The sequence below is a fragment of the Rhizobium mesoamericanum STM3625 genome (assembly GCF_000312665.1).
Lineage (GTDB): Bacteria > Pseudomonadota > Alphaproteobacteria > Rhizobiales > Rhizobiaceae > Rhizobium > Rhizobium mesoamericanum.
Genome location: NZ_HF536772.1, coordinates 2,050,928 through 2,069,419, shown reverse-complemented (window position 1 = coordinate 2,069,419; position 18,492 = coordinate 2,050,928). Strand labels below are relative to the sequence as shown.

The following is an 18,492-nucleotide window of genomic DNA, read 5'->3' as shown; positions in this document are numbered from 1 at the left end:
TCCTTTAAGCGAAGACATACTTCTGAGCGATAACGAACGCGACAGGTGCCGCCATGCCAGCCGTATATCTGAAGAACCGCTCGCTCATTAAGGTCAGCGGCTCGGAGGCACAATCATTTCTGCAGAATCTGATCACGACGGACCTCGCCGCGCTTGCTGCGAACGAAGCGCGACCGGGCGCGCTATTGACCCCGCAGGGCAAAATCCTGTTCGACTTTATGATCTGGCAGGACGGAGACGGGTTTATCATCGAAACGGACGATGATCAGCGGGATGCGCTCCTCAAGCGACTATCGATGTACAAGCTCAGGGCAGCCGTCGACATATCGCCTGCCGGCGATGGCGTGACGGTTTCCTGGGAGAACACAAATACGGGACCAGTCGACAGCCGCTTTGCCAAGGCAGGCGTTACGCTTATCCGCCAAGCAGGGCAGCACGGAACCGATGATCTCAAGACTTACGATGCGTTACGTACGGCAAACGGCATCGCTGTATCGGGACAGGACTATGAGCTGCAGGATGCTTTCCCGCACGATGTCTTGATGGATTTTAATGGCGGGCTCTCCTTCAAGAAGGGCTGCTATGTCGGGCAGGAGGTCGTCTCGCGAATGCAGCATCGAGGAACGGCGCGCCGCCGCATCGTCACCGTAAAGGGCGAGACGGCGCTGCCTCCGCCCGGGACGGAAATCACTGCCGCAGGCAAGCTGGTCGGCACGCTCGGCTCGGTTGTGGGAAAAGGCGGCCTTGCGATCGTTCGCATCGACCGTGCCGGTGAGGCCATCGCAACAGATACGCCTCTGTTGGCAGGCGAGACCCGCGTCACCCTCGAACTACCAGCCTGGACAGGACTGATATTTCCGACGGCGAACGAGGCCAGCGCGTGACCACAAAGGCGCCACGCGCATGGCAACGCATGCTCTCCGGCCGCCGGCTCGATCTGCTCGATCCCTCTCCGCTTGACGTCGAGATGAGCGATATCGCACACGGGCTTGCACGCGTTGCCCGCTGGAATGGACAGACCTCAGGGGATCACGCGTTCTCGGTCGCTCAGCATTGCCTTATCGTAGAAGAAATCTTCCATCGCCTCAATGATGCGACAGCCGATCAATGCCTGATGGCCCTGCTACACGATGCGCCGGAATACGTCATCGGTGATATGATCTCGCCATTCAAGTCGGTGGTCGGCGGGGGCTACAAGGCCGTCGAAAAGCGGCTGGAAGCGGCCGTCCATCTTCGTTTTGGCCTGCCGCCTCACCCGACACGCGAGCTCAAGGAGAAGATCAAGAAGGCCGACACTATCGCCGCTTACTTCGAAGCAACTCAGCTCGCCGGCTTTACATCGGCGGAGGCGCAGAAATTCTTTGGTCAGCCACGCGGGATTACCAAAGACATGCTGCTGATGACGCCCTTGCCGGCTGTCGAGGCGCAGCGCCTCTTTTGCGAACGCTTCGAGGCAATCGAGACCATGCGGAGCAGCAAATCATGACTGTCATCATTGTCGCGCCTCTTGCTCGGATCGCCGAGATGGCCGTCAAGCACGGCGCGCGTGAGATGATCAGCCTGACGGCGAGGGAACAGGCCTTTCATCGCCCTGGGGTGATCCAGGCGCATCGGCATCTTCTCCTCAATATGAATGACATTTCCTTCAAGGGAACCGGCAGCCTCATAGCGCCCGATGAGACGCATGTCCAAGAGATCATCGATTTCGTGCGCGGTTGGGACCAGTGCGCTCCTCTTTTGGTCCACTGCTGGATGGGCGTGTCCCGTTCACCTGCCGCCGCCTTGATTGCCGCTCTCGCCTTGGCGCCCGAGCAGGAGGACGGTGCTCTGGTTCGCCGGCTGCGTGCCGCCTCACCATATGCGACACCCAATAGCCGGCTCGTTCAGATCGGTGACGATATGCTCGGTCGCGGCGGGAGATTGGTGGATTCTGTTCGCGCTATTGGCAGGGGCGCGGATGCCGACGGAAACGCGCCGTTTGCGTTGAACGTGGAAGAGCCGACGGCCGGAACGATTTGACTCCGTACCGGTTAACCTCCTTGAGGAGGTTGACGATGTCGCTGGAGAGCTATCGTGATACGTTTGTAAGCTGTTTGGCCAGGCTCAAGGGCCTGACCAGCGCCTCGGACACATATCTGCGATTTCGATGGCAGGCGATTTATCTGACGCGTGATCGATTTTCCTATTTCTTTCGCGGCGACCTGAACGTCGGCAAAGCCAGCTTCTTCGGCCAACAGATGGATCTGATCAGCGGTGCCACGACAGCGGTTCCGGTAAGTTCGATCGCGCTTTACGGAGCAACATTTGGACTCAATGAGACGATCGCCGTCTATAATGGACCACAGAAGTCGGTGATTGACGTTGCTCATGCGTTCAACCAGGAAAGCATGCGGGATTATCAGGCCGAGTTTTTCTACGTCGGGATGAGCCTGGTGCACGTGGGGGATGATGGCCGAATGGGCTTCGCTAATCCTCGCCTGCGCGAGAACACAAATATCATATTTGTCGGGCTGGAGGATCACACAACGGCCGATCTCATCGAAACGAGCAGTCTCGGGCGGTGGATCGCAACGGATAAACCCATGGCATCAAGCGAGTGGTACGCCGAGCGATACTACTATCACTGACCGACCAACGCCGAATAGAAAACTTACTTAATGACACCGCATGCTAAACGCTCGCCCGCGTCTCCTGCAGGTTGACTGCGATAATCATCGGAATTGGAATGAACGATCAGTGCTCGACCACGGATGCCATCGGTTTTGCCGTCCAAGGTGACCATAGTGTCAAACACCTGCGCCCTCAGAACGCCATCCTGGCCAACATATTGGTTGGGCATGTCGCCGGCGTGGGGTCCCTTTGCGGACAGCAGGCCATGTTCGGCATTGCTCGGATTGAAGTGCTTTCCGGCGGACTCGTGACGCCCGGCGGCATCACACTTGCCAGTCTCATGAATATGGAATGCGACCCACTTATTCCCAGGCAATCCAGTCACCTCGACTTCGATGAGAACGCCACCTCCAGCTGCAGCCGTCAGAGTAGCCCGACCGCTTGCCTTTCCATCTGCACCCACGAAGTCCGCCGTGGCTGTCTGCTTGTCCTGAGCCAACCCGGCTGAAGAGGCCGCAATGAACGTCAGAGCGGCAATCGAAAGAATTGCTTTCATTGGAGCTTCCCTTCCTTTGCATCGCTGCTTTCAACGTGCGAGGCATGAAGCTGTTCCGGAATTGGCGACAAAGAAAAGCCGGCCGCGACGGGCCGGTATCACATTCGCACGATCCATCAGGCGACGATGTCGAGATCGTATTGACCGTACGTGCTCTTATACAAGTCGTCAGAGATACTTTGCTGCGACTGCTGGTAGAAGTTGACGCTTCCGGTCTCACGCGTAGCCATCATGAACTGAAGCACGCCATCAGAGAGCTTTGGTGCGAATTCCTGTATTCTATCTTCTTCGCTCAGCTGCTTAAGAATGCCTGGCTTATCATCAGCCGCCCGTTCGCCACGGCTCAACACGCCGTCGCCATTTGTGTCCAGCCGCGACAATGTTGCGAGATACGCGTAGGACGTATCACTGACCGACGAAACCCGGCCCATACAAACCTCCATTCACCGCTCGTTGGTGATGTTTGTACGCAATACGAAATTGGAAAAATCAAAGAATGATCGGTGGTTAAACTGATTTGCGCATTGCGTCAATAAGCTGTTAATACCCTATTAACCATGATTGACAAAGTGTAACCGAGGCGCACCGATGACATGTAGCGCGGACCGAGATCGCTTGCATCAGCTGGTATTGCGGCCGAACCGGCCAGACAGAGCGCCGCCGATACATTCGTTTGCGTTGCAACAAAATTTTAATACGACCTGCGGATTATCTTGACCGCGTTGGCACATCGCCGATCGAGTTTTAAGATTGCATTTTTTATATTTTTCGATTGTTTCGGAAGGCCCTTTCATGTCTGACGTGCCGCGTCGAAATTGCAGATTAGGAGCAGGTTCCCTCGCCTCGGCCCATGCTCGCCCCTCTCCTGACTTAAAGATTGCTGCAAATGGAAGCTGAGGCCCTTTTTCGGCAACAGTGCATGACAGCAATCAATGAGGACGGGACTGCCAACGCACAACGTCTCATGGCTCTTGCCGTCGAGACGTATCGGCTGCAGGCGGGAAAGAAGCGCGCTGCCGAAGATCGCGCTCAACGCCTCGCGAAGAAAAATGGTGAACTGAAGGGCAGCCTCAGCTCCATAAGGGAAGATCTCGCGGAGCAGAAGCGCCTATTCGGGATCGTTCTCGACAACCTGCCGCAGGGCCTGAGTGTTTTCGATTCGGAGCAACGGCTGATCGTCTGCAACATTCGCTTCCGGCAACTCTTCGGGTTCAGCGCTGAGGAGGCATTGCCAGGCTCGGCGATGGGATCCCTGATCGCAAAGATCCGCGGAACCGAGCGCGCTGAGAAAAAGGTTTCCCGCCTTCGGGACGCCATCTTGGAGGGAGGACACATCCGTCATCGCGAATGGGTGATGGAAGACGGCCGCACCGTCCAGAGCGTTATCACCGTTTTGCCCGATGGGAGCAATATTTCCATCCATGCCGACGTCACCGAAGATCGAAAGGCGGCTGAGCGCATCGCCTATCTCGCCCACCACGATCAGCTGACGGGCCTCCCAAACCGCATCTACCTGCGGGAACGCATCGACGCAGCGCTCGCAAGCCGCAAACGCGACGAACAGATTGCCCTCGTGCATCTCAATCTTGACCGTTTCAAATCGATCAACAATACGCTCGGTGTTTCGACCGGCGACAATATCCTGAAGCAGGTCGCCGAACGCATCCGCATGTCGGCTGGCGCCGGCAATGTGCTGGCCCGCCTCGGCTCCGACGAATTCGCCATTCTCCAGTCCGGTCGGCAGCAGCCGTGGAACATTATGGCGCTTGTCGATCAGATCAGGCGTGAACTGTCAGAACCATTCTTTCGCGGGGAGAAGGCCGTCGAACTCAGCGTGTCGATGGGTATCGCGATCAGTCCGCAGGACGGAATCGAGACGGACATCCTGCTCAAACACGCCGGCGTCGCTCTCTCGCACGTCAAGAACAACGGCGGTAAAGGAGAGCGTTTATTCACCGCCGAGATGGAAGCACAAATCGATGCGCGGCATGCGCTTGAAGCGGATCTGCGCACGGCCATTGAGCGGGATGAGTTCGATCTTCACTATCAACCGCTCTATGATCTGAGCCAGCAACGGGTCTGCGGGTTCGAGGCACTGCTGCGATGGAATCACCCAACACGGGGTCGCGTGCCGCCGATGGAATTTATCCCACTGGCCGAAGAGGTCGGCTTGGTGGTCGACATCGGACGTTGGGTGCTGCGCCGCGCCTGCCACGATGCACTCCACTGGCCGGACAACATCAAGGTGGCGGTTAACGTATCAGCCATCCAGTTCACTGATAGCGACCTGCCGGGCGACGTGGCCGCAGCTCTTTCTGCAGCAAGACTTCCCGCGAACCGCTTGGAGGTGGAGATTACCGAAAGCGTGCTGATGGAAAATCTCGACGAGGCCCTGCCTGTCCTGCACGCGCTGAAGCAAAGCGGAATTCGCATCGCCATGGATGATTTCGGCACCGGCTATTCGTCATTGAGCTATCTCCGGCGGTTTCCGTTCGACAAGATCAAGATCGATAAGTCGTTCGTCAACGGCATTGTCGAAGACAGGGAGGCCTTTGCGATCATGCGCGCCATCATTCTTCTTGGTGACGCGCTCGGGATGCGCGTCACGGTAGAGGGGGTGGAGACCGCCGAGCAATTGGCCCTGCTCCAACGCGAAGCCTGCGACGAGATCCAGGGCTATTACATAAGTCCGCCGCAGCCCGCCGCTGACGCGCCCTACCTTTTGGCCCTACCGCAACGGGAGCATATCAGCGCCGGGTGAGTGCGCTCGTTGCGACTCGTCGTCCCTGCAGTTATGGAAGGACGCCTTCTTCCAAAGCGGTGATCCCATGTTCCACGCGAAAGCATTCGCTCCATTTGAGAACCTAGCAACCAAGCTTCAGCCGCATGCGTCAGGGAGCGATGACGGCTCGCATGATATCGCGCATATCTTGCGTGTCTTCAAGAACGCCATGAGAATCCAGGCTGTTGAGGGTGGAGATGCAAGGATTCTGGCGGCCGCCGTCCTGCTGCACGACTGCGTCGCCGTGGAGAAGAATTCCCCTATGCGGTCGCAAGCGTCGGCGCTCGCGGCAAAGAAGGCATCGGTCATACTCGTGGAGCTTGGCTGGGATCGTGACGATATCGCAGCAGTCGCACATGCCATTGTCGCGCACAGCTTCTCCGCAAATGTCCCGCCGGAAACGCTGGAGGCCAAGATACTACAGGATGCCGACCGGCTCGACGCGATAGGCATGGTCGGCGCGGGCCGATGTTTCTATATCGGCGGCCGCATGTCGTCCGCACTCTATGATCCGTTCGATCCAGCTGGTGACAACCGCGAACTTGACGACAAGAGATATGTCATCGACCACTTTCAGACCAAGCTATTCAAACTGGCAGGTGGCTTTCAAACGAAGACCGGGCGGGCGCTTGCGGCCACGCGTGACCAACGGCTGCGTGACTTCTTCGCCGCGTTCTTGGATGAAATATAGGAGCACCTCATGCGCATTGCCGACCTTTTCATCTATCCGCTCAAGAGCGCCCGGGGCATTGCCCTACCATCAACCGAGATCGACGCATTCGGCCTACCGGGAGATCGGCGGGCGATGATCACAGATCGTGACGGGCACTTCATCACACAGCGCGAGTTGTCCGAGTTAGCCCGCATTTCCCTGCAGCCCGGGACTTCGGAGCTGCGCCTCACCATGGGTGGCCAGGAGATTACTGTGCAAATCCCCAACGCCGCGCGGCGAATGGATGTCTCGATCTGGAAGTCCATCGTCAACGCCGCGGTTGCCGACGACGCCGTAAATGACGAACTTTCAACCTGGCTTGGACGAGCGGTGAAACTGGTGTTTTTCGATCAGGACGCGTGGCGTTCTGCAAGCGTGGAATGGGCCGGCGAAGGTACACCGGTCACATTCGCTGATGGCTACCAGATCCTTTTGACGACAACCGGCTCCCTGCGGGCGCTGAATGCCGATCTTGAAAAACACAGCGAAGGTTGTGTCGGGATGGATCGGTTCCGGCCGAACATCGTCGTCGACACCGAGGAGGCCTGGCCGGAAGACCGCTGGGCGGCTGTCGAGATCGGCGGGATTCGTTTCGATCTCGTCAAGCCCTGCTCACGCTGCATCATGACGACGCAGGATCAGTCAAGCGGATCACGCGACGTGCCCAATCCGATGCCTGCCATGGGGCGCATTCGAATGTCTGCGGACCGGCGCGTACCCGGTCCGCTCTTTGGCTGGAATGTCACTCCTCGCGGGACCGGTCGGATTGCTGTCGGCGATCCGGTCAAGGTGATCGAGGAAAGGACCGAAGGCTGGGCTTTCAAGGTGCGCGACCGTGCCTAGGCCCGAAGCATAAGCGCCTCATCGATCTCACCCATGACCGCCTGAGATAGCGGGCCCTTGGCGAGCGCGCCGGCGTTTTCTTCAACCTGGGCCACAGTGCGGAAACCCGGGATCGGCAGGGTTCGGGGAGAGCGCGCCCAGAGCCATGCCAGAGCACCTTGCGTGAGAGTTCGACCGTCAGACTTCAGCAGCTCGCGAACCGCCTCCAATCGCGCCGCAAATTCGGGCGCGATCCGGCCGTCCTTGAAATACACCATCCAGTCGAGGCTCGCGCCGCGAACATCCTTATCGCCGACTTTGGTTTCGGCGCGGAATTTTCCACTGAGCAACCCCATCGCGAGCGGCCCGCGATTGATCGAGATCAGTCCATACCGTTCAATTACCGAAATCATGTCGGGCACCGGCTCGAAGACGTTCATCGTATGCTGGACGGAAACGAAGCCGGGGCGCTTAGCATGTCGCGCGGCACGATCGGGATAATCCGTACTCCAGCCGAAGGCATCGACCTTGCCCTCGCTTTGCAATTTCTCCAGGGTTTCGAAGACGTCATTCGACTGCTCCAGCGGAAAGTCGTTCAGATGAAACTGAAGCAGATCGAGGCGATCCCGCTTTAACCTGCGTAGGGATGTTTCGGCGGAGCGGCGGATAAAGTCCGGATCGGCGAAGGCGCCTGTTGCCTGCTTCGATTGAGGGTCGGTGGCAAAGCCGAACTTTGTCGCGATGACAATGTCGCTCCGGTTCCCGATTGCGCGGCCGAGCACTTCCTCTGAATGTCCTGCCCCATAATTCGAGGCCGTATCAAAGAAACAGATGCCGAGTTCGATCGCGCGATGAATGGCTGCGATGGATACCTCGTCATCGACCTCGCCCCACCCGAGCGGTGTATCGCCGGCATAGAAGGGGCCGCCGATTGCCCAGCATCCCATGCCCAACCGGGGTATTTCATAATCATTCCATAGCTTTATCGTTGTCAACACATCCGGCTTGGTCAGCATCATCTACTCCCTCGCTGCTGCATGCGATCGAAATAGGAAGGCGCGCGAGGCGCGTAAAGCACCTGCTCTGCATGATATTTTTCAAAAATGAAAAATGGGCGATCAGACCGAGAGCCCGTCCTGCGCGGCGACTGTCTTCAGTGCTTTCAGTGCCGCATGTACAAAGCCCTCGCGCGCGGCCGCTGCTTCCACTCCACGCGGCTCATAGACATGGCGGTGAAGGAAGAATGCCGTCAGGCGGAACGCGGCGTTGAGGCTGTCGATATCCGCTGCGCGGTTTTCCTCACTGTTCAGAAATGGCGGCAGGAGCAGCATCTTGTCCGCCCAGGGGGCACCTGCAGTCCGACTGACCGCCCTCCCTGACTTTGGGGATACATAAGCAAGGTCGGAACGAGCACCGGTCGCGGCGCACTCGGTCAAATCGAGGCCAAAACCGAGATCGTTGAGAACCGCGAGTTCGAAGCGAACGAAAAGCTCACCGGCATCGGCGGGGTTGTGGAGATTGTCGAGGATGACCTCGAGTGCCTCGAAGAGATGCGGATGCGGATCGCGCTCCGGCAACAACCGCAACAGCGCGCCCATAGCCTGCACGCCATAGACGCCAGTCGCGGTTTCCATCAGGCGCGCCGCCCGCAAAGTCAATGGCTCGATACGAAACTCACCAAGATGCTCATCAAGGCGCGCACGCCACGTGATCTCGACCTCATTGCCGGGCTGAAGAACAGGCTGCATGCTCCGGGACCGGCCGGAGCGGACCATGCCGAGATAGCGGCCGCGCTCGCGCGTCATCACCTCGGCGATGACGCTGGTCTCGCCGTGGCGCCTGACGCCCAAGATAATTGCCCGGTCGTGCCACTGCATCGGAAGAGAACTCTGAACTTTACGATTCGATCGTAGCGGAATACCGACGCTCTGTCATAAAAAGGCGTTCAGGAGCTCGCTGGGAACAGTTTTTGAAGGAAGTCGCGCATCGCCGTTTCGCCAAATGGCTTGACGAGCAGCGGCACATTTCGAAGGTCTTCGGGAAAGTCCTTCGTATCGGAATAGCCGCTCACAAACCCGAAAGGGATGCGAATCCTCGCTAGATGACGGGCAAAATCGAAACTCATGACTTCGCCAAGGTTGACGTCCAGCAGGGCGAAATCGAAGGTTTCGCGCATGGTCGCCTCCATCGCCTGCTCGAGACTGCTGGCGATGCCTATCGCTTCCACACCCACCTGGCGCAGAATATCCTCCGCCTCCATCGCGATGATCAAACTGTCCTCAAGGACCAGAACACGGTTTGCCTTCATACCCAATTGGCCCCTGCTGAGTGTCATCTAAGACGCTCGGCGCTGCATTTCCCGGATTTCCACCTCTGACCCCTATGGCTCATTGGCCTACGACCATTTACCGCTTAGCTTGCATAGCCGCTTTTTTGTTTCGCGTCGATAAAAAGCAAGCAGGAAGAAAGATGGCAAAAGGGACCTTAAGTCCACTTCGGATGATGTGCATTTAAAAAAGACATAGAGGCGGCACGTATCATATGAATGGACGGACTTTCTTCCCGGGTCCCTCCCAGCCGGCGGCAGCCATCAGGCCGTCGCCGTCAAGCACCTCGCAGGTGCGCTCCTGCCAGCGGATAAGATTGCGATTAGCAAGTTTTTTCAATGTCTTGTTGGTATGGACAATCGAAAGCCCCAACGTGTCTGCCACATGCTGCTGCGTGATCGGAATCGACGCATGACTGTTGAAGAGCTTTAACGCCTTCCCGCGCTCAAAGAGAAAGGCGATGAGATAGGCGGCCCGTTCGAGCGCCGTCCGGCGGCCAATGCTCAACAGATGTTCGTCGAGGATACGCTCCTCCTGGGCGGCAATCCAGGTGATGTCGAAAGCCAGGGATGCATGCTTGTTGTAGAGGGTCATTAGCTTGTCGCGCTCGAAGACGCAAAGCGACACAGGTGACAACGCTTCGACGGAATGCTGCATTTCCCCCGCAATGGTTCCCTGGAGACCAACCAGATCGCCCGGCATCACATAATTCAGTATTTGCCGACGCCCATCCTCCAATGCCTTGTAGCGAAAACCCCAGCCAGAGAGAACGGTGAACAAATGCGCACTGTGCGCGCCCTCGACGAGTATCGTGGCGCCGGGATCCACAGTCAGCTCTCCTTTCTTGAACTTCGAAACGAAGTCGAGCTCCTCGCTGTTGAACTCCCTGAACGACGGGTTGGCACGTAGCGGACAGCGCTCGCAAGGCGTTTTGAAGGAGTGGGAAGGCCACGCAGTCGTCATGGAGGTCCCTATGCTCAAAGAACGCGAGCCGGCAGCGGCAGCACATTTGCATAGGAACACGCAAGCACCAGCGATTGTTCCACTCTGAAAGCATTTTTACCACAAAAACAAAGGCGTAGAGGTTCCGCCTATCGTGGGAAATCCAGGCCCATCTCGCGGAACCGCTCCGGATCATCGCCCCAGTTTTCGCGAACCTTCACGAACAGGAAGAGATGAACGGGCTGCTCGAGGATTTCGCAAAGCTCGCGACGCGACGCCGACGAGATCGCCTTGATCGTTTCGCCACCCTTGCCGAGGGCGATCTTCTTTTGGCTGTCGCGCTCGACATAGATGACCTGCTCGATCCGCACTGAGCCGTCCTTGCGCTCCTCCCACTTTTCCGTCTCGACATGCGACGAATAGGGAAGCTCCTGATGCAGGCGCAGGAAAAGTTTCTCGCGCGTGATCTCGGCCGCAAGCTGGCGCATCGGAAGATCGGAAATCTGGTCTTCCGGGTAATACCACGGGCCTTCCGGTAGCGTCTTGGCCAGATAGTTCATGAGGTCGTCGCAGCCGGAGCCGTTTTCTGCCGAGATCATGAAGGTCTGATCGAAAGCGATATTCTGGTTTGCGGCAGCAGCAAGCGCCAGCAAGTCCTCGCGCTTGACGCGGTCGATCTTGTTCAGAACAAGGATCTTTGGCTGGTGGACGTCCTTTAGACCTTCCAGTATGGCTTCAGCATCGCCGCGCAGACCGCGCTCGCTATCAATCAGCAACATGATCAGGTCGGCATCCTTCGCGCCGCCCCAGGCCGACGTGACCATGGCGCGGTCAAGCCGCCGGCGCGGCTTGAAAATACCAGGTGTATCCATAAACACAATCTGCGCGTTGTCATGGATTGCGATGCCGCGCACGATCGCGCGGGTCGTCTGCACCTTGTGGCTGACAATCGAGACCTTGGCGCCGACGAGGCGGTTGACCAGCGTCGACTTACCGGCATTGGTCGGCCCAATCAGCGCAACGAAGCCCGACCGTGTCGCACCCGCAGTTTCAGGGGCGTCATTCGCCATATCGTGTTCTTCCGTCATTTATCCCGTCAGTTTCCGGCAGAGGGTTTCTGCCAAATGCCTTCGCGTTCCAGCATTCGTGTGGCCGCGACCTGCTCTGCAGCTCGCTTTGAACGTTCGATGCCCGTCTCGGGCTGAACACCTGCGACCTCCACCGTCACCGTAAAGCGCGGATCATGATCCGGTCCCGTGCGTTCTTCAACCCGGTAGATCGGCGTGACACCGAACTTGGCATGCGACCATTCCTGCAGCTCGGTCTTTGCGTCGCGCCGTGCACCGTCGGCGCGGGCTGCCCGCTTCTCCCAGAACTTCAGGATAAAGCGCCGCGCGACCTCAAGACCGGCGTCGAGGTAGATCGCCGCAATGAGGCTTTCGACCACATCGGCCCGGACATTCATCATGCGCTTTCCGGTCAGCTTCTTGACGTCGGCGCCGGTGCGAATGAAGTAGTGCAGGCCGAGTTCATCGGCCACCTCAGCGCAGGTGTCGGCACTGACGAGCTGATTGAGGCGCACTGAAAGTTCACCCTCGGTCGCCGCCCCGAACGTGCGGAAGAGCAGTTCGGCGACACAAAGGCCAAGCACCCGGTCGCCAAGAAATTCCAATCGCTCGTAGTTGCCGCCCTTTTGCGTGCGGGCACTCGCATGCGTCAAGGCCCGGTCCAGCCGCTCTTTCTCGAGGAACGCATGACCGATCAGGGCTTCGAGCCGTGTCCGATCCGCCGCCGAGAGCGCCTGCGCCTTACTCATTCAACGCCCTTGAAAAGACGATCCCAACGCATGTTCGTCGGCCACTTCCAGATCTCGCGGAACGAGGTGTCATTGCCCAGCGAGAAGAAGATAACGCTGGCGCGACCGACCAGGTTTTCGGCAGGCACGAAGCCAACATCGAAGCGGCTGTCGAGCGAATTGTCACGATTATCGCCCATCATGAAGTAGTGACCTTCAGGAACGATGAATTCACGGGTGTTGTCGCCACGTGAAACTGGGGACTGGTCCAGGGTATCGTAGCTGACGCCGTTTTCCAGCGTCTCGCGAAACACCGGCACGTCCTGGCCCGGGTCCTGGGCATAATCGGAATTGAACGTACCATCCGGCACCTTCGGAACCGGCTTGCCGTTCACATAAAGAACGCCGTCCTTAACCTGAATGTGATCGCCTGGAAGCCCGACCAGACGCTTGATGTAATCAACATCGGGGTTCGGAGGGAAACGGAAGACGACGATGTCGCCACGCTTCGGCTCGCTCGCGAAGATGCGGCCGCTGAAGAGGTTCGGCGAGAAAGGCAACGAATACTTCGAATAGCCGTAGGCGAACTTGTTGACGAAGATGTAGTCGCCGACAAGCAGAGTCGGCATCATGGAGCCGGACGGAATGGTGAACGGTTGAAAAAATACCGTCCGGATAACCATTGCCAAAATCAGCGCCTGGGCGATGACCTTGATGTTTTCCCACAGGGCGTTCGGCTTGGTTTCGACTTTTTCGGACACGCAGTCTTATTCCTTCAATGCGCCCCAAGGGCGCAACTCTTGTTTTGCTTCTCTCTAGCGGCTTCGGCCGATTGCGGCAATGGCGCCAACATTAAAAGCGACTCTACGTCGCTGATCGAGCATTTTCCGGCAGCGCTTCGATAATGACGAAAGCCTGCGCCAACGGATAATCATCCGTTATCGTCAAATGAATGGCAGCCTTGTGGCCAGCCGGCAGCAGCGACTGCAGCATCTCGGCTGCCCCGCCGGTCAGCCTCATCGTCGGCTTGCCACTCGGCAGGTTCACGACGCCCAGATCTTTCCAGAACACCCCTTGCGCCATGCCTGTTCCAAGAGCCTTGGAACAGGCTTCCTTGGCGGCAAAGCGCTTTGCATAGGAGGCCGCACGATTGGCACGGCGATCGGACTTTGTCCGCTCGACTTCGGTGAAGCAGCGATTGGTAAAGCGCTCGCCGAAGCGCTCGAGGGATTTTTCCACCCGCCGGATGTCGATGAGATCGCTGCCGATACCGATGATCATACAGTTTCCTGCGCTGGATGTGACAGCCGCGCCCGGGCACGCGTCATCAGGCGTTCGCGGCGGCGCGCCTGGAAGCCTTTCACGGCGTAGAAGGTTGCGAAGTACACGATAACCGAGGTCAAAAGTGCCGGGGGGATGGAACCGACAAGCATCGGCTCAAGTACGGGGCGCCAGAGCTCGCTGAAGTGCAGCTCATGGAACAGGGCACCGAGGTCAATTGAATGGCCCTGCATCGTATCCTGACGCGCGAGCAGTAGGTGACCGATCTCCCAGGTTGCTCCCCAGATAAACGGATACGTCAGCGGATTGCCGAAAGCCGCGCAACCAAGAGCGGCGGCAACCATATTGCCGGAGAAGAGATAACTGAGCACGAAGGCCATGATGAAATGAACGCCAATAAACGGCGTCCAGGACACGAAGGTCCCTGCCGCGACACCCATGGCGACGGCGTGCGGCGACGCCGTCAGGCGCAGAACACGCATCGTGAGATAGCGGAGCGGCCGCAAGAATCCCTTTCGGGGCCACAACAACTCACGCAGCTTTTCAAGAAATCCAGCAGGTTTTCGACGTCGGAACAACATGGCGCGTATGTAGTGCAACCCGCACCAGCGTGACAAGAGCGTCAAACCATCTCAGTCATTATTTGATCACTGCAGACTGAGCACTCACCAGGGGCGCGATATGCAATACGCCCCCTTCCATTCTTCAAGTATAGTTCCGATATTAACGGGAACGGAAAAGGCCGCGATCAACCTGACGCTGACGATACTCAAGATCGATACGGTCAAACGAGCCGTTCAGGTAAGCCATCTCGCGTTCTTCGGCAGTCGGAGCACGCAGCGCGCGAGCAATCTTCTTGATAGGAGTAAACATTTCTCTTACCTCATCTTCTGTTCATTTTCTGATGACTGGAAGATAGGCGCTCGCGACAGCAATTACCAACGCTCTAACATGAGCGCAGCCATGCACTGAGTGCATACATCGCCTTATATCGGTGCGATTTCGCCCACAAAACGATCACAAAATGTGCAGACGTTGTCGCCGACCTACTCGTAAAGCCGGCGGACAGTTGCGACGCACTCCAGATCCTTCAACTGGGCAAGTAGCTGATTGAGCTGCCGAAGGTCCCAAACCTCGACGTCGAGCGTCATTTCGGTAAAGTCTGTCGCGACACGCACCGTATTGAACACCCGAATATTAACGTCGACACCAGCAACAGTCTGGGCGAGTTTTGCCAACGTGCCCGGCTCATTCAAGGCATTGACCATGATGCGGGCCATAAAACGGGATTTGTTGGCCTCATCGAGATCCCAGCGAACATCGATCCAGCGGTCAGGCTGATCATCGAAGCGCTGCAGCGTCGGCGACTGGATCGGATAGATCGTGATGCGATTGCCCTTCTCGGTCGTATTCATGATCCCGACGATACGGTCACCGGGTACGGCACCGGTCGGCGCAAATTGCACATCGACATTGCTGGAAATGCCGCGGATCGGCATCGTATCCATATCGATATCGGTCTTTAGTTCAGAGCCGTCGATGCCCGACTTCGGCTTGCCCGGGATCTTGAAGATCATGCCGGACGCACTGCGAACGTTGAACCACCCGTCGTCGCCGCTCGGTTTTGCGGTCACGCGCTCTTCCAGATGATCTGGATAAACAGCGCGCAAGACGTCGAGCGACGACATCTCGCCACGACCGACAGCGGCGATGGCGTCTTCGACATCTTTTTGCCCAAGGCGATGGAGCGCCGGCTTCATCGCATCGCGCGAGAAGATCTTGCCTGCTCGCTCGAAGGTGCGCTCCAGAATGCGGTGGCCGAGGCCGGCATACTGCTTGCGAATGGCCAGTCGGGTAGCCCGGCGGATTGCCGCCCTCGCCTTGCCGGTCACCACGATCTCTTCCCACGCAGCCGGCGGCACTTGCACGCCGGAGCGAATGATCTCGACCTCGTCGCCATTGGCCAGTCGCGTCACGAGCGGCATGATGCGACCGTTAATCTTCGCACCCACCGTCGTGTCGCCGATATTTGTGTGAACGGCATAGGCAAAGTCGATCGGCGTTGCCCCGCGCGGAAGCGCAATGAGCTTGCCCTTCGGTGTGAAGCAAAAAACTTGGTCCTGGAACAGTTCGAGCTTGGTGTGCTCGAGGAATTCCTCGGGGCTGTCTCCTTCTGCAAGCGCCTCAATCGTATGACGCAGCCAGGAATAGGCATTGGATTCGCGAGAAAGGATATCGTTGTCTGACGTTGAAGCGCCATCCTTGTAGAGCGTGTGGGCGGCGATACCAAATTCCGCGATCTCGTGCATGCGCTTGGTACGGATCTGCAGCTCGATACGCTGGCGGGAGGGGCCGACGATCGTCGTATGCAGTGAACGATAGTCGTTCTGCTTCGGCGTCGAAATATAGTCCTTGAAGCGTCCGGGCACGACGCGCCAGCGGGTATGCACAATTCCAAGAGCCCTGTAGCAGGCCGGAATATCGTCGACGATGATGCGGAAGCCATAGACATCCGAAAGCTGTTCGAAGGACAGCGACTTCGACTGCATCTTGCGGAACACCGAGTAAGGCTTCTTTTGGCGCCCCTTGACGATGGCGTCGGTCAGCCCGTTTGCGACGAGCAGATCACCCAATTCGGTCTCGATCTTCTTGACCAGACCTTCATTGCGCTTCGACAACTCCTCGAGCCGCCGGGTGACGGTCTCGTAGGCCTCGGGGTTGATGTGGCGGAACGAGAGATCTTCCAACTCCTCGCGCATGTCTTGCATACCCATGCGTCCGGCTAGCGGCGCATAGATATCCATGGTTTCTTCGGAAATGCGCGCGCGCTTTTCCGGTGACATGTGATCAAGCGTGCGCATGTTGTGCAGACGGTCGGCGAGCTTGACGAGGAGCACACGCACGTCGTCGGAGATGGCGAGAAGCAGCTTGCGGAGGTTTTCGGCCTGTTTTGCCTTCTTGGTGACGAGATCGAGTTTCTTGATCTTCGTCAGCCCCTCGACCAGCCGGCCGATATCCTCACCGAAGAGTTCGTCGATCTCGGCACGCGTTGCCGTCGTATCCTCGATTGTGTCATGAAGAAGCGCGACCGCAATCGTTGACTCATCCAGGTGCATGTCTGTCAAGATGGCGGCAACTTCCAGCGGATGCGAGATGTAGGGGTCCCCGCTCGCACGCTTTTGTTGTCCATGCTTTTGCATTGCATAGACGTAGGCTTTGTTCAGCAGTGCTTCGTTGGCATCGGGCTTGTATTTCTGAACCCGCTCCACGAGCTCGTACTGCCGCATCATCCCGAAACCGCTCCATTAAAAAAGAAAAGCGCGCCAATCACGGATTGGCGCACATGATATGCAATAATATGCCGAAGCTATAATGGTGCAAGGTTGACGATTAGTAATCGTCGCTCTTTTCCGGCGGAACCAGGCCTTCGATGCCCGCGAGAAGCTCTTCTTCCGACATCTGGTCGAAAGTGATCGTTTCCGGCAGATCGTCCTGCTCTTCGCTGTCGGCCGCCGCAACACCACCGGCAGCGATGAGGCTCGCCGGATCGGGCTCGGGCTCGTCGATTTCGACATGCTTCTGCAGCGAGTGGATCAGATCCTCCTTGAGATCGTCAGGAGAAAGCGTCTCATCGGCAATCTCGCGAAGGGCCACAACGGGGTTCTTATCGTTGTCACGATCGATGGTGATCGAAGCGCCCTGGGAAATTAGCCGGGCACGGTGGCTGGCAAGCAGAACCAGCTCGAAGCGGTTCTCAACTTTATCAATGCAGTCTTCTACGGTGACACGGGCCATTGCCTGTCCTTTACGTCGGGATCTCGGGATTAACACGCCCGATACAATTAAAACCGGGCAAATTCAAGTTTTCATTGCGCCAAGCGTCAACCGGCATCGGCGGCAAATTTTGAAACGAAAGCGGATTTCCACCAAAAGTTGCTTGGAATATCGCGAATCGTGCCCTAAATCTTTCTTATATGAATAGTTCATAAAGTAAGAATTGTTCTAGGCGGTCGCATAACCCTTTGTTTTTTTGGGTTTTTGACGGAAGCGCTAAGATTGCTCACATTGGATTGGTACGCGATGTTTGATCCACGCGAAAAAATTGCCCTTTTTATCGATGGCGCCAACCTCTACGCTGCGTCCAAAAGTTTGGGTTTCGATATCGACTACCGCAAGCTGCTGAAGGCATTCCAGAAACGCGGCTATCTTTTGCGCGCCTACTACTACACGGCGCTAATCGAGGATCAGGAATATTCCTCCATTCGCCCGCTGATCGATTGGCTGGACTACAACGGATATAAGGTCGTGACGAAGCCGGCCAAAGAGTTCACGGATTCGATGGGCCGACGGAAGATCAAGGGCAACATGGACATAGAGCTTGCGATCGACGCCATGGAGCAATCGGAAACTGTCGACCATCTCGTCATCTTTTCCGGCGACGGAGATTTCACGACGCTCGTGGAGGCGCTGCAGCGCAAGGGCCGAAAGGTTTCGGTCATCTCAACGATGGCAACCCAACCTCCGATGATTGCTGACGACCTGCGTCGGCAGGCCGATCATTTCATAGACCTTCTATCCTTGAAGAGCGAGATCGGGCGCGATCCTTCGGAGCGGCCGCCGCGGCCGACGGAAGCAGCAGCGCCAACCGATCTGGAAGGTTAGGCC

At 57.5% G+C, this 18,492-nt stretch carries 22 protein-coding genes; 8 read left to right on the top strand and 14 right to left on the bottom strand.

The features are described 5' to 3' along the window. Positions 1–53: 53 nt before the first annotated feature. From ygfZ to BN77_RS10020, 4 genes are read left to right on the top strand one after another with little or no spacing between them, the layout of a single operon-like run. Positions 54–884: a CAF17-like 4Fe-4S cluster assembly/insertion protein YgfZ gene (gene ygfZ / locus BN77_RS10035; RefSeq protein WP_007531213.1), complete on the top strand. Its 831-nt coding sequence runs from the start codon at positions 54–56 to the stop codon at positions 882–884. Further along, positions 881–1,486 (top strand): YfbR-like 5'-deoxynucleotidase, encoded by a 606-nt coding sequence (locus BN77_RS10030; RefSeq protein WP_007531211.1) that lies wholly within the window; start codon positions 881–883, stop codon positions 1,484–1,486. The genes ygfZ and BN77_RS10030 overlap by 4 nt, the downstream gene beginning before the upstream one ends. Then, complete coding sequence (locus BN77_RS10025; protein WP_007531208.1) at positions 1,483–2,019, top strand: tyrosine phosphatase family protein; 537 nt, start codon at positions 1,483–1,485, stop codon at positions 2,017–2,019. Before BN77_RS10030 ends, BN77_RS10025 begins: the two co-directional genes overlap by 4 nt. 35 nt (positions 2,020–2,054) lie before the next feature. Next, positions 2,055–2,627 carry a hypothetical protein gene (locus BN77_RS10020; protein ID WP_007531207.1) on the top strand — a complete coding sequence of 191 codons (573 nt, stop codon included), beginning with the start codon at positions 2,055–2,057 and terminating at the stop codon, positions 2,625–2,627. 23 nt (positions 2,628–2,650) lie between these two features. On the opposite strand, the gene BN77_RS10015 is transcribed toward BN77_RS10020, so the two are convergent. Together BN77_RS10015 and BN77_RS10010 are read right to left on the bottom strand one after the other, a co-directional pair. Further along, positions 2,651–3,166, bottom strand: coding sequence for a superoxide dismutase family protein (locus BN77_RS10015; RefSeq protein WP_007531205.1), 516 nt, complete (start codon positions 3,164–3,166; stop codon positions 2,651–2,653). A gap of 116 nt (positions 3,167–3,282) precedes the next feature. Beyond that, positions 3,283–3,597: a hypothetical protein gene (locus tag BN77_RS10010; RefSeq protein WP_007531204.1), complete on the bottom strand. Its 315-nt coding sequence runs from the start codon at positions 3,595–3,597 to the stop codon at positions 3,283–3,285. A gap of 455 nt (positions 3,598–4,052) precedes the next feature. Between BN77_RS10010 and BN77_RS10005 the strand changes: the two genes are divergently transcribed. The 3 genes from BN77_RS10005 (at position 4,053) to BN77_RS09995 (ending at position 7,503) form a co-directional block, all read left to right on the top strand. Continuing rightward, entirely contained in the window at positions 4,053–5,927 is a 1,875-nt protein-coding gene (locus BN77_RS10005) for a putative bifunctional diguanylate cyclase/phosphodiesterase (protein ID WP_007531202.1), read from the top strand. A gap of 67 nt (positions 5,928–5,994) precedes the next feature. After that, a complete protein-coding gene (locus BN77_RS10000; RefSeq protein ID WP_007531200.1) occupies positions 5,995–6,639 on the top strand; it encodes an HD domain-containing protein in 645 nt (214 codons plus the stop codon). 9 nt (positions 6,640–6,648) lie between these two features. Further along, a complete protein-coding gene (locus tag BN77_RS09995; RefSeq protein WP_007531198.1) occupies positions 6,649–7,503 on the top strand; it encodes an MOSC domain-containing protein in 855 nt (284 codons plus the stop codon). Here BN77_RS09995 and BN77_RS09990 read toward each other — a convergent pair. From BN77_RS09990 to rpoZ, 12 genes are all read right to left on the bottom strand, one after another. Next, complete coding sequence (locus BN77_RS09990; protein ID WP_007531196.1) at positions 7,500–8,498, bottom strand: aldo/keto reductase; 999 nt, start codon at positions 8,496–8,498, stop codon at positions 7,500–7,502. The genes BN77_RS09995 and BN77_RS09990 overlap by 4 nt on opposite strands. 102 nt (positions 8,499–8,600) lie before the next feature. Further along, entirely contained in the window at positions 8,601–9,359 is a 759-nt protein-coding gene (recO, locus tag BN77_RS09985) for a DNA repair protein RecO (RefSeq protein WP_007531194.1), read from the bottom strand. A gap of 68 nt (positions 9,360–9,427) precedes the next feature. Beyond that, positions 9,428–9,790, bottom strand: coding sequence for a response regulator (locus BN77_RS09980; protein WP_007531191.1), 363 nt, complete (start codon positions 9,788–9,790; stop codon positions 9,428–9,430). Positions 9,791–10,019: 229 nt separating this feature from the next. Continuing rightward, positions 10,020–10,772 carry a Crp/Fnr family transcriptional regulator gene (locus BN77_RS09975; protein ID WP_007531189.1) on the bottom strand — a complete coding sequence of 251 codons (753 nt, stop codon included), beginning with the start codon at positions 10,770–10,772 and terminating at the stop codon, positions 10,020–10,022. 128 nt (positions 10,773–10,900) lie between these two features. Further along, complete coding sequence (gene era, locus BN77_RS09970) at positions 10,901–11,839, bottom strand: GTPase Era (RefSeq protein WP_007531187.1); 939 nt, start codon at positions 11,837–11,839, stop codon at positions 10,901–10,903. 8 nt (positions 11,840–11,847) lie between these two features. Continuing rightward, positions 11,848–12,567, bottom strand: coding sequence for a ribonuclease III (rnc, locus tag BN77_RS09965; RefSeq protein WP_007531185.1), 720 nt, complete (start codon positions 12,565–12,567; stop codon positions 11,848–11,850). Beyond that, positions 12,564–13,307 carry a signal peptidase I gene (gene lepB, locus BN77_RS09960; protein WP_007531183.1) on the bottom strand — a complete coding sequence of 248 codons (744 nt, stop codon included), beginning with the start codon at positions 13,305–13,307 and terminating at the stop codon, positions 12,564–12,566. Before lepB ends, rnc begins: the two co-directional genes overlap by 4 nt. Positions 13,308–13,410: 103 nt before the next feature. Further along, positions 13,411–13,827 (bottom strand): holo-ACP synthase, encoded by a 417-nt coding sequence (gene acpS, locus BN77_RS09955; RefSeq protein WP_007531181.1) that lies wholly within the window; start codon positions 13,825–13,827, stop codon positions 13,411–13,413. Continuing rightward, the gene (locus BN77_RS09950) at positions 13,824–14,408 is read right to left on the bottom strand and encodes a DUF2062 domain-containing protein (RefSeq protein WP_040677013.1); all 585 of its coding nucleotides are present in this window, start codon (positions 14,406–14,408) and stop codon (positions 13,824–13,826) included. Before BN77_RS09950 ends, acpS begins: the two co-directional genes overlap by 4 nt. A gap of 142 nt (positions 14,409–14,550) precedes the next feature. Then, the gene (locus BN77_RS32020; protein ID WP_081593537.1) at positions 14,551–14,700 is read right to left on the bottom strand and encodes a DUF3563 family protein; all 150 of its coding nucleotides are present in this window, start codon (positions 14,698–14,700) and stop codon (positions 14,551–14,553) included. A gap of 173 nt (positions 14,701–14,873) precedes the next feature. Then, positions 14,874–17,117 carry a RelA/SpoT family protein gene (locus BN77_RS09945; protein ID WP_007531177.1) on the bottom strand — a complete coding sequence of 748 codons (2,244 nt, stop codon included), beginning with the start codon at positions 17,115–17,117 and terminating at the stop codon, positions 14,874–14,876. Positions 17,118–17,217: 100 nt separating this feature from the next. Then, positions 17,218–17,622, bottom strand: coding sequence for a DNA-directed RNA polymerase subunit omega (rpoZ, locus tag BN77_RS09940; RefSeq protein ID WP_007531175.1), 405 nt, complete (start codon positions 17,620–17,622; stop codon positions 17,218–17,220). 285 nt (positions 17,623–17,907) lie between these two features. On the opposite strand from rpoZ, the gene BN77_RS09935 reads away from it, so the two are divergent. Next, on the top strand, positions 17,908–18,489 hold the full coding sequence (locus tag BN77_RS09935; protein ID WP_007531172.1) for a LabA-like NYN domain-containing protein: 582 nt from the start codon (positions 17,908–17,910) through the stop codon (positions 18,487–18,489). Positions 18,490–18,492 lie beyond the last annotated feature (3 nt).

Excerpts from the sequence above, each read along its gene's own strand:
- ygfZ (WP_007531213.1), top strand. The coding sequence starts at position 54 with ATGCCAGCCGTATATCTGAAGAACCGCTCGCTCATTAAGGTCAGCGGC.
- BN77_RS09990 (WP_007531196.1), bottom strand. The coding sequence starts at position 8,498 with ATGCTGACCAAGCCGGATGTGTTGACAACGATAAAGCTATGGAATGAT.
- BN77_RS09980 (WP_007531191.1), bottom strand. The coding sequence starts at position 9,790 with ATGAAGGCAAACCGTGTTCTGGTCCTTGAGGACAGTTTGATCATCGCG.
- BN77_RS10000 (WP_007531200.1), top strand. The coding sequence starts at position 5,995 with ATGTTCCACGCGAAAGCATTCGCTCCATTTGAGAACCTAGCAACCAAG.
- BN77_RS10020 (WP_007531207.1), top strand. The coding sequence starts at position 2,055 with ATGTCGCTGGAGAGCTATCGTGATACGTTTGTAAGCTGTTTGGCCAGG.
- rpoZ (WP_007531175.1), bottom strand. The coding sequence starts at position 17,622 with ATGGCCCGTGTCACCGTAGAAGACTGCATTGATAAAGTTGAGAACCGC.
- BN77_RS09975 (WP_007531189.1), bottom strand. The coding sequence starts at position 10,772 with ATGACGACTGCGTGGCCTTCCCACTCCTTCAAAACGCCTTGCGAGCGC.
- BN77_RS32020 (WP_081593537.1), bottom strand. The coding sequence starts at position 14,700 with ATGTTTACTCCTATCAAGAAGATTGCTCGCGCGCTGCGTGCTCCGACT.
- BN77_RS09935 (WP_007531172.1), top strand. The coding sequence starts at position 17,908 with ATGTTTGATCCACGCGAAAAAATTGCCCTTTTTATCGATGGCGCCAAC.
- BN77_RS10005 (WP_007531202.1), top strand. The coding sequence starts at position 4,053 with ATGGAAGCTGAGGCCCTTTTTCGGCAACAGTGCATGACAGCAATCAAT.
- BN77_RS10010 (WP_007531204.1), bottom strand. The coding sequence starts at position 3,597 with ATGGGCCGGGTTTCGTCGGTCAGTGATACGTCCTACGCGTATCTCGCA.
- BN77_RS09945 (WP_007531177.1), bottom strand. The coding sequence starts at position 17,117 with ATGATGCGGCAGTACGAGCTCGTGGAGCGGGTTCAGAAATACAAGCCC.
- rnc (WP_007531185.1), bottom strand. The coding sequence starts at position 12,567 with ATGAGTAAGGCGCAGGCGCTCTCGGCGGCGGATCGGACACGGCTCGAA.
- era (WP_007531187.1), bottom strand. The coding sequence starts at position 11,839 with ATGACGGAAGAACACGATATGGCGAATGACGCCCCTGAAACTGCGGGT.
- acpS (WP_007531181.1), bottom strand. The coding sequence starts at position 13,827 with ATGATCATCGGTATCGGCAGCGATCTCATCGACATCCGGCGGGTGGAA.
- BN77_RS10015 (WP_007531205.1), bottom strand. The coding sequence starts at position 3,166 with ATGAAAGCAATTCTTTCGATTGCCGCTCTGACGTTCATTGCGGCCTCT.
- recO (WP_007531194.1), bottom strand. The coding sequence starts at position 9,359 with ATGCAGTGGCACGACCGGGCAATTATCTTGGGCGTCAGGCGCCACGGC.
- BN77_RS09950 (WP_040677013.1), bottom strand. The coding sequence starts at position 14,408 with ATGTTGTTCCGACGTCGAAAACCTGCTGGATTTCTTGAAAAGCTGCGT.
- BN77_RS10025 (WP_007531208.1), top strand. The coding sequence starts at position 1,483 with ATGACTGTCATCATTGTCGCGCCTCTTGCTCGGATCGCCGAGATGGCC.
- BN77_RS09995 (WP_007531198.1), top strand. The coding sequence starts at position 6,649 with ATGCGCATTGCCGACCTTTTCATCTATCCGCTCAAGAGCGCCCGGGGC.